Genomic DNA, 16406 nt, shown 5'->3' on the forward strand with positions numbered 1-16406 from the left:
ATGAGTCAGGCCGCGCAGAATCTGAACTGGCTGATCACCAACTTCGTGGACAACACCCCCGGGGTGTCCCACACGGTGGTGGTCTCCGCGGACGGCCTGCTGCTGGCGATGTCCGAAGGTTTCCCGCGCGACCGCGCCGACCAGCTGGCGGCCGTCGCCTCCGGTCTGACCTCGCTGACCGCGGGCGCCTCCCGGATCTTCGAGGGCGGCGCCGTCAGCCAGACCGTGGTGGAGATGGAACGCGGGTTCCTCTTCCTCATGTCCATCTCCGACGGCTCCTCGCTGGCCGTCCTGGCCCACCCGGACGCCGACATCGGTCTGGTGGGCTACGAGATGGCGCTCCTGGTGGACCGGGCGGGCACCGTCCTGACCCCGGACCTCCGAGCCGAACTCCAGGGCAGCCTGCTCCACTAGGCGGCCGTGCATCGGTGACACAGACGATTAGCCCAGGTACCGCAATCAACCCTCGCCCGTCAGGCCGCTTAGAGCCCCCCACCGGCCCCTTCAGACGGCAAGCCGACACCCTGCTGTCACGCCCGGAGGATTCATGACCCCGCCACCCGCCTCACCCGATCCGTACGGTGCGTTGAACCACGCACCGTACGAAGGTGAAGGCGATCAGCCGCTGGTCCGCCCGTACGCCATGACCGGCGGCCGGACCCGACCTCGCTACCAGCTCGCGATAGAGGCGCTGGTCAGCACCACGGCCGACCCCGCGCATCTGGGGACCCTGCTCCCCGAGCACCAGCGGATCTGCCATCTGTGCCGTGAGGTCAAGTCGGTGGCGGAGGTGTCGGCGCTGCTGTCGATGCCGCTCGGGGTGGCGCGGATCCTGGTCGCGGACCTGGCGGAAGCCGGCATGGTGGCCATCCACCAGCCGGGCAACGGAGAGGCCGGCGGCGCGCCGGATGTGACACTGCTCGAAAGGGTGCTCAGTGGACTTCGCAAGCTCTAGCGGCGGCGCGACCCGTGCCACCACCTCGGCGAAGATCGTGGTGGCGGGTGGATTCGGCGTGGGCAAGACCACGTTCGTCGGTGCCGTTTCGGAGATCAATCCGCTGCGCACCGAAGCCGTGATGACGTCCGCGTCCGCGGGCATCGACGACCTGACACACACCGGAGGCAAGACCACCACGACGGTGGCCATGGACTTCGGCCGCATCACCCTGGACCAGGACCTGATCCTGTACCTCTTCGGTACGCCCGGACAGGACCGCTTCTGGTTCATGTGGGACGACCTCGTCCGCGGCGCCATCGGCGCCGTCGTCCTGGTCGACACCCGCCGCCTCGCCGACTGCTTCCCCGCCGTCGACTACTTCGAGAACAGCGGACTCCCCTTCGTCATCGCCCTCAACGGCTTCGACGGACACCAGCCCTACACCCCCGACGAGGTCCGCGAAGCCCTCCAGATCGGACCCGACACCCCGATCATCACGACGGACGCGCGCCACCGCGCCGACGCCAAGAGCGGCCTGATCACCCTGGTCGAGCACGCCCTCATGGCACGGCTCAAGTAGGCACAAGTCGGTAGTGCGGTACGTCAGTTGCCGTAGTCACACGGGGGCGGACTGTGTCCTTTGACACGATCCGCCCCCGTGTTCATAACGTTTCGACAGAGAATTGCCGCACGGTCGACACACGACGCGTACGACCGGTGCCGCTGCGCTCACATGAGCCCCGCCTTTTGGCGGGGCTCGCTCTTTATGCCCGTTTTATCTGAGGTCTGGGCCACTTCGAATCGCCGATTCCGACTGTTTGGAAGGCGACAGGCAGCCGTGCTGCAATGCGACGAACTTCCGAGTAGTACGGCCCTGAACGAAACACGGCACAGCGTAGGTGCCGACGCCGAGAGGTTGTTGGTCGAGTGAGGCGTAACAACGAGGGCTCCACGGCGCAGGCTGAGCGGGGCAACTTCACCCCGCCGCCCCGTGCCGCGGTGCCGTCCGCCGAGATGTCCGAGGAGATGCCGGCCGGTGGCAGCACCAGCCGGCTGTCCCCCCGCAACTGGCGGGTGCCCACCCGGCTGAACGCGATCCTCCTGATCCCCGTCCTGGTCGGCCTGGTCATGGGCGGTTTCCAGGTGAAGGGGTCCATCGACACCTGGCAGGAGGCCCAGGACGCCGAGAAGACCGCGCTGGTCGTGCGCGCCGCCGCCGAGTACGGCCAGGCACTGCTCAACGAGCGCGACCTCACGGCCCAGCCCCTCCTCTCCAACAAGCGCGACTCCGAGGTCGTCACGCAGGCGCGTGCGACCACCGACGCGGCGGCGGAGAAGTTCGACACCGCGGTGAAGGGCATGCCGAACAAGCGGGGCCTGGACCGCCGCCTCAAGCTGTTCAGGCTGGAGGAGCCGAAGCTCCCGCAGCTGCGCAAGGCCGCCTACACGGCCGCCCTCGACCCGGTGAAGACCGAGGAGGGCTACACCCAGGTACAGCACTCCCTGATGGAGTTCTCCAACGAGCTGGGTCTGGGCACCGGCAACATCACCAGCTACGGCCGCACCGTCTACGCGATCGAGCTGGCCAAGGCTGCAGAATCGCTTCAGCGCTCGATCGGCATGCACCTCCTGGTCCGCCCCAGCCGTGAGGACGGCCTCTTCAACGACCAGGTCAAGGCCTTCGGCTCGTACAACTACCTGGAGCAGATCGCCCTCGGCGAGTTCACCTCCGGTGGTACGGACGCCGACGCCGCGCGGCTGAAGACGGTGATGTCCCAGAAGGCCGCCGAGGGCGCCGCCAAGCTCAAGACCGCCAAGCAGCAGGCCGACGCGGCGGGCGAGCCCTTCGTGGCACCGCCCACCGTCGACGGTTCGGTCTTCGACGGCATGGCCAAGGAGATCGGGCTCGGCCGCAGCCCCGAGCAGCTGAAGGCGAAGGGGATCACCCCGGAGACCTGGATGTCCGCCGCCACGGCGAAGTTCGACGGCTACACCACGGTCGAGGACGAGCTGGTCGACAAGGCGGTGACCGAGGCCGCGGAGATCTCGTCCTCGGCCCGCACCGACGCCATCGTCAACGCCGCCGTCGTGATCGTCGCGCTGCTGGCCGCGTTCGTGCTGGCCGGGCTCATGGCCCGGCAGATGAGCCGCTCGATGCGCCGGCTGCGCACCGCCGCGTTCTCCATCGCCGAGCAGCGGCTGCCCTCCCTCGTCGACCAGCTCTCGCGGACCGACCCGGGCCGGGTGGACACCCGGGTCCAGCCGATCCCGATCACCAGCCAGGACGAGATCGGGGAGGTCGCCCGCGCCTTCGACCAGGTGCACCGCGAGGCCGTCCGGCTCGCCGCCGAGCAGGCCATGCTGCGGGGCAACGTCAACGCGATCTTCACGAACCTCTCGCGCCGCAACCAGTCGCTCATCGAGGGCCAGCTGACCCTGATCACCGATCTGGAGAACAACGAGGCCGACCCCGACCAGTTGGAGAGCCTGTTCCGGCTGGACCACCTGGCGACCCGTATGCGGCGCAACGGCGAGAACCTCCTCGTCCTCGCCGGCGAGGAGCCCGGCCGCCGCTGGAACCAGCCCGTGCCGCTGGTGGACGTGCTCCGGGCCGCCTCCTCCGAGGTGGAGTCGTACGAGCGCATCGAGCTCTCCGGCGTCCCGGAGACCGAGATCCACGGCCAGTCCGTCACCGACCTCGTGCATCTGCTGGCCGAGCTGCTGGAGAACGCCACCACGTTCTCCTCGCCGCAGACCAAGGTGCGGGTCACCGCGACCCGGCTGCCCGACAGCCGCGTGATGATCGAGATCCACGACAAGGGCATCGGCCTCACCGCCGAGGACTTCGCCGACATCAACCACAAGCTGGCCAACCCGCCGACGGTGGACGCGGCCGTCTCGCAGCGCATGGGCCTGTTCGTGGTCGGCCGGCTGGCCGACCGGCACGGCATCCGGGTCCAGCTGCGCCCCTCGGGCGAGCAGGCCGGCACGACCTCGCTGGTCATGCTGCCGGACGCCATCACCCACGGTGGCGGCGGCGACGGCTCCCCCGCGCAGGACGACTTCACGGTCTCCTCGATCATTCCGCAGCAGCAGGCCTTCGACGCCGCACCGGCCCCGAACCAGCTGCGGACCGCCGCCGAACTGGGCTTCGACGACTCGCGCTACGAGCAGCCGTCGGCCGACGCCGCCCAGCTCGACCCGGTGGGCCGTTCGCTGATGCGCGAGGAGCGCCGGGCCGCGCTGGAGGCGCAGACCGGGGCCGAGCGCCCCGCCTTCCCCGAGCAGCAGCGGGAGGTCCCGCAGCAGTTGGCCCCGCAGCAGCCGTACGCGGAGGCGGGATACGGCCAGGAGGCGGCCTACGCCGGGCCGTACGCCCAGGAGCCGCAGCAGGCCGTCCAGCCCGACGGGTCCTACGGTCAGCAGCAGCCCGGCTACGAGGGCGCCTACGACCCGTACCAGGGCGCCCCCGGCTATGCGCAGGAGCCCGGCTACCCCGCCCAGGGCGGCTATCCGGAGGCTGCGTACGCGGCTCCCGAGGCTCCCGTCCAGGGCTATGGCGAGCAGTACGCTTCCCAGCCCCAGCAGGAAGAGTGGGCAGATCAGGGTGCGTATCAGGGCACTTACGAACCGGTTGCCCAGGCAGAACCGGAATCTCAGCCGAGCGCTCCCGATCCCTCGCTCGAACGCGTAGGCTTCGAGCGTTCGGGACCCGTTCCGAACGCGGGCCACGAGCTGACCGACGCCGGTCTGCCGCGCCGCGGCGCCCAGCAGCACTGGCAGCCGACCGGCCGCGGGAACCGGCGTCCCGACGCCGACGGGCAGCAGTCGCAGCGGCAGGCCGAACTGCCGCAGCGGCCCACGCCCGAGCGGACGGACGGGGACGGTTCCGACGACTGGCGCTCGGCGAACGACGAGCGCTGGGAGCGGGCCGAGAAGCTCCGCGACCCGAAGGCGGGCGGGGTCACTCCGTCCGGTCTTCCCCGGCGGGTGCCCAAGGCCAATCTGGTCGAGGGCACGGCCGAGCAGACCGAGCAGGGCGGCCCCCAGGTCTCCCGCGCCCCGGAGGACGTGCGTGGCAGGTTGAGCAACCTGCGGCGCGGCGTGCTGCGGGGACGCAACGCGGGTTCGGACACCAGTAATACCTACAACCAGGAGCGTTAGTGTGAGCCCGATGAGCCAGGCGGCGCAGAATCTCAACTGGTTGATCACCAACTTCGTGGACAACACCCCCGGGGTGTCGCACACGGTGGTGGTCTCCGCCGACGGACTCCTGCTGGCGATGTCCGAGGGATTCCCGCGCGACCGTGCGGACCAGTTGGCGGCTGTCGCCTCCGGTCTGACCTCGCTGACCGCGGGTGCCTCGCGGATCTTCGAAGGCGGCGCCGTGAATCAGACAGTTGTGGAGATGGAGCGGGGATTCCTCTTCATCATGTCCGTTTCCGATGGATCCTCTTTGGCCGTTCTCGCACACCCGGACGCCGACATCGGCCTGATTGGGTACGAAATGGCCCTTCTGGTGGACCGGGCCGGCAGTGTTCTGACCCCGGACCTCCGTGCCGAGCTCCAGGGCAGTCTTCTTAACTAATGGACACAGACCGTGCGTTTCGCGTCACCGCGCCATAGGGTGCGGTGGCGCGGACCCACTGGGATCGGGACCGGCAGGCGGAGGAGGAATCGTGGGTACACCCCCAGGCGGGCACCAGTTCAACGGTGGTCAGCAGGTACCGGGTGAGCACGGGGACCAGGGCTTCGGCTACCCCTCCGTACCCGGCAGACAGGGTGCTCCGCAGCCCTACGACCCGTACGCGCGGCCGCAGCAGCCGCAGGCTCCGCAGCAGCAGGGCCCGGACTGGCCCTCGCAGCCGCAGCAGCCCCACCGGGCGCAGCGTCCGCACCGTCTGGAGGCCCCGCAGCCGCCCCGTATCCAGCCGGTGCAGCCGCGACGGGCCCCCGAGCCCTCCGCTCCCACGGCTCCGGCCGCGCACAATCCGCTGGTTCGTCCGTACGCCATGACCGGCGGACGGACCCGACCGCGCTACCAACTCGCGATTGAGGCGTTGGTCAGTACGACGGCCGATCCGTCCCGGCTGCAAGGGCAGTTGCCCGAGCACCAGCGGATCTGCCGGCTGTGCTTCGAGATCAAGTCGGTGGCCGAGATCTCGGCCCTGCTCTCGATCCCCCTCGGCGTAGCCCGGATCCTCGTGGCCGACCTGGCCGAGGCCGGACTCGTCGCCATCCATCAGCCCGGCGGAGACGAGTCCGCCGGCGGCCAGCCAGATGTGACACTGCTCGAAAGGGTGCTCAGTGGACTTCGCAAGCTCTAGCGGCGGAGCGGCCCGCTCCACTACCTCGGCGAAGATCGTGGTGGCAGGGGGCTTCGGCGTGGGTAAGACCACGTTTGTCGGTGCCGTTTCGGAGATCAATCCGCTGCGCACCGAAGCCGTGATGACGTCCGCGTCCGCGGGCATCGACGACCTGACGCACACCGGGGACAAGACCACCACGACGGTGGCCATGGACTTCGGCCGCATCACCCTGGACCAGGACCTGATCCTGTACCTCTTCGGTACGCCCGGACAGGACCGCTTCTGGTTCATGTGGGACGACCTCGTCCGCGGCGCCATCGGCGCCGTCGTCCTGGTCGACACCCGCCGCCTCGCCGACTGCTTCCCCGCCGTCGACTACTTCGAGAACAGCGGACTCCCCTTCGTCATCGCCCTCAACGGCTTCGACGGACACCAGCCCTACACCCCCGACGAGGTCCGCGAAGCCCTCCAGATCGGACCCGACACCCCGATCCTGACCACGGACGCGCGCCACCGCGCCGACGCCAAGAGCGCGCTGATCACCCTCGTCGAGCACGCCCTCATGGCACGGCTCCGCTAGGACCTCCGGGCCGTACACACGGAAAGGGCCCCGCACTCCTCGTGGAGTGCGGGGCCCTTTCCGTGCGTGCGGGGCGCCGGGCGGGTCAGCCCTGCCAGCTGTGCGGGGCGCGGAAGCCGGGGGTGCGCTCCAGCCGGCGCCAGCCGGCGGTGTCGCGGCGGCGGACGGGGGCGTCGGCGGGCTGGGCGGCGGCGCGGGCGAGCAGGACCGCGGTGACGGCGGCCAGCTCCTCGGGGTCGGCCTGACCCCGCTCGACGCGCAGCACGGACTCGGCGGTGGCAGTACTCATGAAAGGGGTCTCCGTCTCTCGGCAGGTGTTCGCGGGGGCCGGGCAGGGTCGCTGCGGGGCCGCGGACTACTGCGGGGGGTTGCCGTGCTTGCGGGACGGCAGGTCGGCGTGCTTGGTGCGGAGCATCGCCAGCGAGGCGATCAGGACCTCGCGGGTCTCGGCGGGGTCGATGACGTCGTCGACGAGGCCGCGTTCGGCCGCGTAGTACGGGTGCATGAGCTCGGCCTTGTACTCCTTGACCATGCGGGTCCGCATGGCCTCGGGGTCCTCGGCGTCGGCGATCTGGCGGCGGAAGATGACGTTGGCGGCGCCCTCCGCGCCCATGACCGCGATCTCGTTGGTCGGCCAGGCGTAGGTGAGGTCCGCACCGATGGACTGGCTGTCCATGACGATGTAGGCGCCGCCGTACGCCTTGCGCAGGATCAGGGAGATCCTCGGCACGGTCGCGTTGCAGTACGCGTAGAGCAGCTTCGCCCCGTGCCGGATGATTCCACCGTGCTCCTGGTCGACGCCGGGCAGGAAGCCGGGCACGTCCAGAAGAGTGATGATCGGGATGTTGAAGGCGTCGCACATCTGCACGAAGCGGGCGGCCTTCTCGGAGGCCTCGATGTCCAGCACACCGGCCAGGGACTGCGGCTGGTTGGCGACGATGCCGACGACCTGGCCGTCGAGCCGGGCCAGCGCGCACACGATGTTGCGCGCCCAGCGCTCGTGGACCTCCAGGTAGTCCCCGTCGTCGACGAGCTCCTCGATCACCTTGTGCATGTCGTACGGACGGTTGCCGTCGGCGGGCACGAGGTCCAGCAGGGTGTCACCGCGCCGGTCGGCCGGGTCGTCGCTGGGGACGACCGGCGGGTTCTCGCGGTTGTTGGAGGGCAGCATGCCGATCAGGTAGCGGACCTCGGCGATGCAGGTCTCCTCGTCGTCGTACGCGAAGTGCGCGACGCCGGAGGTCTCGGCGTGGACGTCGGCGCCGCCGAGACCGTTCTGCGTGATCTCCTCACCGGTGACGGCCTTGACGACGTCGGGGCCGGTGATGAACATCTGCGAGGTCTCACGGACCATGAACACGAAGTCCGTGAGCGCCGGACTGTAGGCGGCGCCGCCGGCGCACGGGCCGAGCATCACACTGATCTGCGGGATGACACCCGAGGCCTTGGTGTTGCGCTGGAAGATCCCGCCGTACCCGGCGAGCGCGGAAACACCCTCCTGGATACGGGCGCCCGCGCCGTCGTTCAAGGACACCAGCGGTGCACCGGCCGAGATGGCCATGTCCATGATCTTGTGGATCTTCGTCGCATGGGCCTCACCGAGCGCCCCGCCGAAGATCCGGAAGTCGTGCGCGTAGACGAACACCGTCCGCCCCTCGACCGTCCCCCAGCCGGTGACCACACCGTCCGTGTACGGCTTCTTCGCCTCCAGGCCGAAACCCGTCGCCCGGTGGCGGCGCAACTGCTCGACCTCGTGGAACGAACCCTCGTCCAGCAGCAGCGCGATCCGCTCGCGCGCCGTGAGCTTGCCCTTGGCGTGCTGGGCCTCGGTCGCGCGGTCACTGGGTCCGCGGCGGGCCTGCTCACGCAGTGCCAGCAGTTCGGCCACACGGCCTCGGGTGTCGCTCGGCTCGCCCTGGGTTTCGTCCACAACGGTCATGTACTGACCCTACGAACCCGACCAAGAAAACGCCGCCGTCGACTCTGCACAGTCTCCTGACCTGTTTCCTGGTGGAGCCTGACAGAACCCTTGAGCCATGCAGGCGAAGTACCAGCCCGTACCGGTTCTCGTTTGTGGGGGTTCCACAAGCGTTCACTGTGGTCTGCCGCACACCCCGGTCAGCCGGGGAGCGTCCCGGGGCTGGGCGTCCTGGACCCGCTGGACGTCCCGGAGCCAGGTGCGGACCGGTTCGCCGGGGTGGGCCATGGTCAGCAGGACCGCCTCGTAGAACGCGTCGCGGACGACCGCCGGCATCACGTCCGAGGCGTCCAGGCAGAGGGGCACCCGCTGGTCCGTGAAGCGTCCGCTCACCTCGCGGTCGACCGGGCCCGTCTTGGGCGCGACGGCCGCGTTGGCCGAGAAGACCCCTCCGGTGCGCCCCCACGCCTCCTGGCCCTCCTTGGAGGCGAGCCGCCTCAGCATCTCCCGGGCCTCGGGGCTCCGGCCGAAGAGCGCGGCGAAGTCGGCCGCCACCTCGTGGCCCTTCACCGTATACGGTCCGCCGGGGAGCAGGGCCGCGGAGTCCACGAAGGCCGCCCGGTCCCGGAGGCCGCCGTAGAAGGCACGGGCGAAGGAACCCTGGTGTTCCAGGTCGCAGCCGCCCGCGAAGAGCAGTCCGTGGCCGCCGTCCGGGCCGCGGTGGTCGGCGCGCAGCATGCCGTGCACGGTCGCGAGCTCCGGATCGGGGTCCTGGGCCAGCAGGCCGGCCCAGGCGGTCCAGGCGTCCACCACCGGGTCGTCGGTCCACTTCAGGTCCCCGGTCGCCCAGCGCGCGTACAGCACCGGGCCCGCGCGCTGGAGGATCAGGTCCTCGATCCAGTCGCTGCCCGGCCAGCCGGACGCCCCGTCGTCGACCATGCCCATGCACCACGAGGTGAGCGGGGCGGGGCCGGTCGGCGGGGCGGAGTCCTTCCGGTACCAGACGACGGACTTCAGGTCGGCCTTGAGCGGCACCCAGAGGTCGCCCGGTACGCGCGCGGCCCGGGGCCGCCACGGATTGCCGTACTCGGCGGGGTCGTACAGCCCCTTCAGCGGCTGGAGCCGCCGGTCCACCGCGTACTCGACGAGGTCGCCGATGCCCGGCAGGATCGCGATGTCCGGCGGATCACCGGCCTGGACCTCGGCGAGCAGCACCTCGCGGGTGGCCGCGGTGCCCTGGTAGGCGTACGGGATGCCGAATCCGTCGAGGACCTCCTTGAAGCGGCGTTCCTGGTCTCCGGCCCACGGACCGAGGATGGTCACCTTCACCTCCGCGTCGCTGCCGCCGGGGGCTCCGAGCCCGCAGCCGGCGGTGGCGGTGAACAGGGTGAGGACCAGCAGGAGCAGGCGCAGGCGCCGGGTCATCCGGCCCTCCAGTAGTCGGCGGCGAGCCGGCGGCCGATGCCGGCGACGGGCAGCAGCACGATGAGCGCGGAGCCGCCGAGCGCCCCGTAGTACGTCATGGACTGCCGGTCGCGGGCGGCCAGCCGGACGCGCAGGGTGCGGGAGTGGTCGGTGACGTACCTCTGGTCGCGGGCCAGGGCCTTGACGTCCCGGGCCAGCTCCTTCGCGTCGCGCGTGAGGGGGTCGGTCGCGCGGGCCCGGTCCTTGGCCTCGCCGGCGCGCTGTTCGATGGCGGTCAGCCCGTGGCGGGCCTCGTCCAGCCGCTGCTGGGTCTGCGCGGTGACCCACAGGGGAACGACGGCGAGCGCGACGGCCACCAGCAGCGCGGCCAGCAGGAAGGGGTCGAGGCTGCGCCCGCAGCGGGTGCGCAGCAGCCACAGGGCGCTGAGGCAGATCAGGGCCAGGGCCAGCAGGGCCAGTTCGGCGACGGCCCAGCCGGCGCGCTGGAGGGGGCCGAGCGAGCTGGTCAGGGCGACGTGCCGCATCTGGTGCTCCTGGAGGACGTCCAGGCGGGGCACCACGCCGGTGTCGGGCCGGGTGAGGATCGTCTGCGCCTCGGAGAACTTCAGCGCCTGCATCGCGTCGTCGTGGACGTATTTGACGGCCGCGGGGGTGATGGAGCTGTTGTACGAGGTGAGCAGGCCGTTGTTGACCGTCTCCAGGACGCCCCGGCCGCGTTCCCCGTCGAGCTGGATGTCGGAGAGCCGGGAGAGGCCCTGGTCGGCGGCGGCCAGCTGGCTCTCGTACCGTGCCCCGGCGCCGACCACCTCGTCGATGCCCAGCGCGTGGGAACTCCTCGCCTCGGCCTGGGCGCGGAGCAGGGCGAGCTGGGTGGCGGCGACGCCCTGGACGGCGGGGGCGCCTCGGGTGCGCATGTCGCCCGCGGCGTCCTGCACCTCGCGGTAGGAGACGTACAGGGCGGTCAGGGCGACGAGGGCGGTGACGAGGGCGAGGAGCAGATGCCGTTCGAGCAGCCGGCGGGTGCGGGAGAGGCCCTGGCGGCGGGTCGGCAGGCGCATCACAGCCTCCTTCCGCAGGCGATGCAGTAGCGGGCGCGGGGGCCGCCGGGGCGGCGGCAGTCCGGGCAGGGGCGGGGCGTGCCGCCGGCCGGGCCGGACAGCTCCAGCCGGTGGCCCGTGGCGAGGTCCAGCCGGCCGCGGCGCACGGTCCCCCGGTCGACGGCCGGGGCGAGCCGGACCACGCCGTGCGCGCCGTCCACGATGTCGGCGACCTTGCGGACGACCTCCAGCACCCAGTCGGCGCCCATCTCGGTGGCGAGCCGGACGGCGGTCCCGAAGTGCTGTTCGGCCTCGCTCCGGCTGAGCGGGTCGAGGGCGGCGTATCCGCGGTCGAGGGCGGTGCGCATCCGGGTGGCGGCGTTCATCGCCTGGAGCGTCTCGCCCCCGCCGCCGGCCGCGACGGCGACGCCGGGCGGCAGCCAGCGGACCACCAGCGGGGCCGTGGTGTCCGCGATCCGCACGCTGACCAGTTGCAGGAGTTCGCCGAGCGGATCGGTGCTCGCGTCGGCGTGGACGGTCAGCAGGTAGTCGCGTACGCCGGGTTCCCAGCGGTGGGTGGGGAAGAGGGTGCGGCGGGGCTCCCCGGGCGGGTGCACGGGGGTGAGCCGCTGGGCGTGCGGGGCGGTCTCGGCCAGTTCCACCGCGCGGACCGCCGGGCGGGCGGTGACGACGAGGGGGAGTTCGGGGCTGCGGACCCTGCGCAGCCGCCGGACCGCCTCGGCGACGGCCGGGGCGAAGCGGTCGGGGGTGTGCGCGGCGTCCCCGTACAGCGTCTCCACGACGGCGAGCAGGGGCGCGGGGTCCCAGTCGCCGCCGACGGCGAGCACATCGGCGGTGAACACGCCCGCGCAGCGGTCCAGTTCGGCGCGGAGGGCGTCGTGGTCGGCCGGGTCGTCGCCGCTTCCGTCGGTGATCAGCAGCAGATGGCGCAGGGGCAGCGGGCGTTCGGCGAACAGGGTGCGGGCGGCGGCCAGCCAGGTCCGGTAGCCGGGCGGCGGCCGGTCCCCGGAGGCCGGGGCGACGCTTCCCGCGCTGAAGGCGGCGCGCCGCTTCTCCCGTGTACCGGCCAGCGCCCAGCGGTCGCCCAGCGGATAGCAGCGGGCCGGTTCCCCGTGCGCGTCGGCACCGCCGAGGACGGCGAACGAGACGCCGTCGGGCAGTCCGCGCAGCGCGGCGGCGAGGGCGGCGGCGGCCGGTTCGCGGCGGGCCGCGGAGACGTCCAGGGCGAGGACGAGTGCCACGTCGAGCGCGGGCATCTCGTCGCGGGGGCCGGTTCCGGTGGCCTCGACCCGCAGATGGGCCTCGATCCGGGCGGCGTGGTGCGGCTGCTGGTCGCGCCGCACGTCGAGGAAGACGCCGAAGTCCAGCCCGGTCGGCGGGGCGGTCGCGTCCATGGGGCTGCCTCCAGCGGTGACGGGACGGGGGTGGGCCGGGCGGGGTGGTCCGGGGCGGTGGGGACCCGGGTCAGAGGCCGGTCTGGGGGCGGACGGCGTGCGAGAGGTCGATGAACCGCTCGTACTCGGCCCGGCGTTGCCGCTGCCGGGCCAGCCGGCGGTAGCACTGCTCCAGTTCGGCGCGGACCGCCCGTTCGCCGGGCACCGGTGGGGGCGGCAGTCCGGCGCGGAGCGGGCCGGGCCGTGTCCGGGGGGTCCCGGGCGGACCGGCGGTGGTGAGGAGGGCGTCGAGTTTCCATTCGTACAGCTCGGTCCGCAGCAGCCAGGCCGGTTCCTCGCCGGTGATCACCGGGGCGGGGGCGCGCGGGGAGAGCGCGGCGAGGCAGGCGTCGATCTCGGCCGTCCCGGGCAGCGGCCGGTCCCCGGCGGGGAGCCGGGCGGCGCGGACGCGCAGGGCGGCGACGCGGGCGACGGTGTGGTCCCGCGACTCGTCCGGGACCTGGTCGAGGACGGCGACGGCCGCCTCCCGGTCGCCGCGTGCCAGGGCGGCCCTGGCGAGGCCCAGGGCGGCGCCGACGTGCGAGGGGTTGCGGGCGTGCACGGCCCGGAAGAGTTCGTACGCGGACGGGCCGGGGGCGTCGGGGCGGTGGGCGGCGAGCTGTTCGGCGCTGTAGGCGAGGGCGAGCTTGGCGGCGTACTCGCCGGGCAGCGCGCGGTGCACGGCGGAGAAGTGCTCGCGGGCCGCTTCGAGCATCGCGGTCCGGTCGTCCAGGACGTCGGCGCTGCGCAGGGCGACGAGTCCCCAGTGCCAGCTGAGCCGCCACTGGCGCACCGGGCCGGGGCCGGGGATGGCGGCGGCGGCCTGGACCTGTTCCCGGGCGGCGGTCAGGGCGTCGGCGCCGTCCTGGCCGAGGAGCAGCCGGGCGTTGTGCAGGCAGACCTCGACCGATGGTTCGCCGTGTTCGGGCTGGGTGAGCGGCTGGCCGGGGTCGTAGCTGCTGACGCCGAAGCGGGCGGCCCGCGGATCGTGCGGGTAGGGCCGGGGCACCGGCAGCCGGCGGGCGATCTCGGTCGGGGTGGGGAGCCCGGGGTCGAGGGCCGGGGCCCGGGGCGTGGTGCGGCGGCCGGGGAGCGGGCGGTCCAGCCAGTGCGGGTAGCCGGGGACCGAGCCCAGCCGGGCGCCGAGCAGTTCGGCGGAGGGCGTGAAGTGGGCGGAGGGCTCGGGCTGGTCGCGTTTGCCGCGCAGGGCGCGGATCTCGCGCAGGACGCCGCGCAGTTGGCCGGCCATCTCCTCGGCGGAGCCGAAGCGGCGTTCCGGGTCGCGGGCGGTGGCCCGTTCGACGACGAGCCGGAAGGAGCTGATGCCGAGGCCGGGGACGTCGTCGCCGACGGCCCAGCCCGCGAGTTCGGCGAGGGTGACGCCGACGGTGTGCAGGTCGTGGGCGACGGTGAGGGGGGCGCCGGCCTCTGTCTCGGGGGCGGCGAACCGCGGGGTGATGACGGGCGGCGGGTCGGTGGCCCCGGCCCTGCGGAGGCCGCCGAGGTCGATGACCTTGATGCCGTCGCGGTGGTGGATGACGTTGGACGGCTTCATGTCGCCGTAGAGGAAGCCCATGCCGTGCAGATGGGCGAGGGCCTCCAGGATCTGGCAGCCGTAGGTGAGGACGTGCTCGATGTCGAGGACGAAGGCGCCGGTGCGGGTGGCCTCGACGACGGCGGAGAGGGTGCGGTCGCCGACGTCCTCCATCACGATGTAGCCGCCGGAGACGGTGCCGTCCGGGTTGGGGCTGGAGACGAAGTCGCGGATCTGGACGATGCGTTCGTGCCGGATGGCGACGAGGTTGCGGCGTTCCTCACCGGCCTGGGCGGCGCCGCGTTCGGCGTAGCGGTTGAGGAGGCCCTTGACGGCGACCAGGTCCTCCAGGTGGGTGTCCTCGGCGAGGTAGACCCAGCCCTGGCCGCCGTGGGCGATGGGGCCCCGGATGCGGTACTGGTCCTGGAGCGGGGGGTCGTCCTTGGACAGTTCGGGCCGGTAGGAGTAGGGGGCGCCGCACTGCGGGCAGTACCCCTCGTCCGGTGGCGGGGCGGCGGTGTACGGCGGGACGAAGGCGGTGCGGCAGGCCTCGGCCGAGCAGGTCATCACGATGCGTACGGGCCGGTCGGCGGCGGCCAGCCGTGCGGCGACGGTGCCCGGGTCCATCGGCGGGAGTTCGAGCAGTCCGGCGGGGCCCTGGAGCGCGGGGGCGGTGGCGAGCGGGGGCGGTCCGGGGGCGGTCTCGCCCCGGCCGCAGGTGTCGCAGTGGCCGGTGGGTTCGACGGCGCCCTCGCAGGGGGCGCCGGTGAAGCGGCGGTGCGGGCAGGGGATCCTCATCGGCGCCCCGGGGCGGGGCCGGTGCCGGGCCCTTCGAGTCCGGAGGTCCCCGCGGGTCCGGGCGGGTCGAGGTCGTCGCGTAACTCCCGTAACAGCCGCTTCAGGGCGTCGAGCCGGTCGTGCGGGCCGGGCAGCAGGCGCAGTTCGCGCAGCCGGTGGCGGCGGGCGGCGGCGGTGACGGCCGGGCGCGGGGGCAGGGAAGCGGTGTCGACCATGGAGTGCAGCCGGGACCACTCCCGTTCGGCGCGTTCGGCGCGGCGCAGCAGGTCCTCGGCGCGCTCCTCCAGGGCGGGGACCAGCAGCCGGTCGGCCACCTCGTCGAGTCCGGCGCCGGCCGGGTCGCGGAAGACGATCAGCAGCCGGAAGCCGAGGGTGCGCACCCGGGCCAGCAGGGGCACCAGGGCGGCGGGTTCGGGGGCCCGGTCCAGGCCGACGACGGCGAGGACGGGGCCGGTGGCGGGCCGGCCGCCGTCGGTGCGGTCGGGGGCGGGGCCGCCCTCCAGGAGCCAGTCGCGGTAGGCGTTGCGCTGGTGGCGGGGCGGGCGCAGTTGGGCCACCAGGGTCTCGACGAGTTCCTCGGGCCGGGTCCGGCCGCCGTGGAAGACGAGGTGGGCGCGGTGCAGCTGGTGCTGGAGGGCGCGGTCGCGGCCGGTGTCCGGGGGGACGACGCCGAAGCGCACGGCGGGCTGTCCGGTGCCGGCGAACCACTGCCGCAGCCGCTCCTCCAGGCCCGCGTCCCAGCCGTCCGGCCCGCTCAGCTCGGCGACCAGCGGGACCAGCGCGGCGATGCGGTCGACGGGGATCATGTAGGAGAACGCGAGGTCGTTGTCGGTCGGCAGGTCCAGCTCCAGATCGCCGCGCCAGCTGACGACGAGGCCGACGACCTGCTCGGTGCCGGGGCGCGGGCCCCGGGTCTGGACGGCGGCGCCGCTGAAACCGGGCCGGACCACTTCGGCGTTGGACCCGGCGTCGAGTTGCACCAGATCGCCGTGGAGGCCGCTGATCCGGCCGGCGAGCCACATGCCGTCGTCGAAGGACTGGGAGTAGCCGCCGATCCAGACCTCGCCGCCGCGTTCCAGGGTGCGGACGAGGCGGGCGGGGGACGCCTGCGGGCGGGGGCTGTCCAGGGCCAGGACGGCGATGTCCTCGCGGTCGGGCCCCTCGCGTCCGGGCAGCCAGCCGTCGGGGGCGACCCGGGCGCCGACCGGGGGCACGGCCTGGTTCTCGGCGAACTCGACCCACATCCGGGCGTCCGGCTCGCCGACGACATGGGCGCAGGTGAGCATCCGGTCCTGGGTGAGGAGCACCCCGGCCCCGCACACCGGCCCGTCCGGTCCGCCGTGGCGCAGTCGCAGCCGCCAGTCCGCTCTCAACTCCCCCATAGCCACCGAGAGTACGCGTGCACGGGCCGTGG

The 16406-nt window shown here is 72.6% G+C and carries 14 protein-coding genes; 7 read left to right on the top strand and 7 right to left on the bottom strand.

Annotated elements, in window-relative coordinates; all coding sequences use genetic code 11:
- From ACFVDM_RS25385 to ACFVDM_RS25415, 7 genes are all read left to right on the top strand, one after another.
- Positions 1-414, top strand: coding sequence for a roadblock/LC7 domain-containing protein (locus tag ACFVDM_RS25385; protein ID WP_006127850.1), 414 nt, complete (start codon positions 1-3; stop codon positions 412-414).
- Positions 415-547: 133 nt separating this feature from the next.
- Positions 548-955, top strand: a complete 408-nt coding sequence (locus ACFVDM_RS25390) for a DUF742 domain-containing protein (protein WP_383644369.1) — start codon at positions 548-550, stop codon at positions 953-955.
- The gene (locus ACFVDM_RS25395) at positions 936-1517 is read left to right on the top strand and encodes an ATP/GTP-binding protein (RefSeq protein WP_376688983.1); all 582 of its coding nucleotides are present in this window, start codon (positions 936-938) and stop codon (positions 1515-1517) included. Before ACFVDM_RS25390 ends, ACFVDM_RS25395 begins: the two co-directional genes overlap by 20 nt.
- Positions 1518-1864: 347 nt before the next feature.
- Complete coding sequence (locus ACFVDM_RS25400; RefSeq protein WP_383644372.1) at positions 1865-5101, top strand: nitrate- and nitrite sensing domain-containing protein; 3237 nt, start codon at positions 1865-1867, stop codon at positions 5099-5101.
- A gap of 10 nt (positions 5102-5111) precedes the next feature.
- Positions 5112-5525, top strand: coding sequence for a roadblock/LC7 domain-containing protein (locus ACFVDM_RS25405; RefSeq protein WP_018102439.1), 414 nt, complete (start codon positions 5112-5114; stop codon positions 5523-5525).
- A gap of 91 nt (positions 5526-5616) precedes the next feature.
- Positions 5617-6264 carry a DUF742 domain-containing protein gene (locus ACFVDM_RS25410; protein ID WP_383644375.1) on the top strand — a complete coding sequence of 216 codons (648 nt, stop codon included), beginning with the start codon at positions 5617-5619 and terminating at the stop codon, positions 6262-6264.
- Complete coding sequence (locus ACFVDM_RS25415) at positions 6245-6826, top strand: ATP/GTP-binding protein (protein ID WP_014048542.1); 582 nt, start codon at positions 6245-6247, stop codon at positions 6824-6826. Before ACFVDM_RS25410 ends, ACFVDM_RS25415 begins: the two co-directional genes overlap by 20 nt.
- 85 nt (positions 6827-6911) lie before the next feature.
- Here the strand turns inward: ACFVDM_RS25415 and ACFVDM_RS25420 are convergent, their stop codons facing one another.
- From ACFVDM_RS25420 to ACFVDM_RS25450, 7 genes are all read right to left on the bottom strand, one after another.
- Positions 6912-7115 carry an acyl-CoA carboxylase subunit epsilon gene (locus ACFVDM_RS25420; protein WP_383644378.1) on the bottom strand — a complete coding sequence of 68 codons (204 nt, stop codon included), beginning with the start codon at positions 7113-7115 and terminating at the stop codon, positions 6912-6914.
- Positions 7116-7181: 66 nt separating this feature from the next.
- Positions 7182-8765 carry an acyl-CoA carboxylase subunit beta gene (locus ACFVDM_RS25425; protein WP_383644381.1) on the bottom strand — a complete coding sequence of 528 codons (1584 nt, stop codon included), beginning with the start codon at positions 8763-8765 and terminating at the stop codon, positions 7182-7184.
- A 153-nt stretch (positions 8766-8918) separates the two neighbouring features.
- Complete coding sequence (locus ACFVDM_RS25430) at positions 8919-10169, bottom strand: carbohydrate ABC transporter substrate-binding protein (protein ID WP_383644384.1); 1251 nt, start codon at positions 10167-10169, stop codon at positions 8919-8921.
- On the bottom strand, positions 10166-11227 hold the full coding sequence (locus ACFVDM_RS25435) for a hypothetical protein (RefSeq protein WP_383644385.1): 1062 nt from the start codon (positions 11225-11227) through the stop codon (positions 10166-10168). The genes ACFVDM_RS25430 and ACFVDM_RS25435 overlap by 4 nt, the downstream gene beginning before the upstream one ends.
- Positions 11227-12621: a hypothetical protein gene (locus tag ACFVDM_RS25440; RefSeq protein WP_383644388.1), complete on the bottom strand. Its 1395-nt coding sequence runs from the start codon at positions 12619-12621 to the stop codon at positions 11227-11229. Before ACFVDM_RS25440 ends, ACFVDM_RS25435 begins: the two co-directional genes overlap by 1 nt.
- Positions 12622-12691: 70 nt before the next feature.
- Positions 12692-14992, bottom strand: a complete 2301-nt coding sequence (locus ACFVDM_RS25445) for a tetratricopeptide repeat protein (protein ID WP_383644391.1) — start codon at positions 14990-14992, stop codon at positions 12692-12694.
- Positions 14989-16374 carry a serine protease gene (locus ACFVDM_RS25450; protein WP_383644394.1) on the bottom strand — a complete coding sequence of 462 codons (1386 nt, stop codon included), beginning with the start codon at positions 16372-16374 and terminating at the stop codon, positions 14989-14991. Before ACFVDM_RS25450 ends, ACFVDM_RS25445 begins: the two co-directional genes overlap by 4 nt.
- Positions 16375-16406: the final 32 nt, after the last annotated feature.

Origin of the sequence: Streptomyces sp. NPDC057682, assembly GCF_042799575.1 — a bacterium.
In the GTDB taxonomy this organism is placed as follows: domain Bacteria; phylum Actinomycetota; class Actinomycetes; order Streptomycetales; family Streptomycetaceae; genus Streptomyces.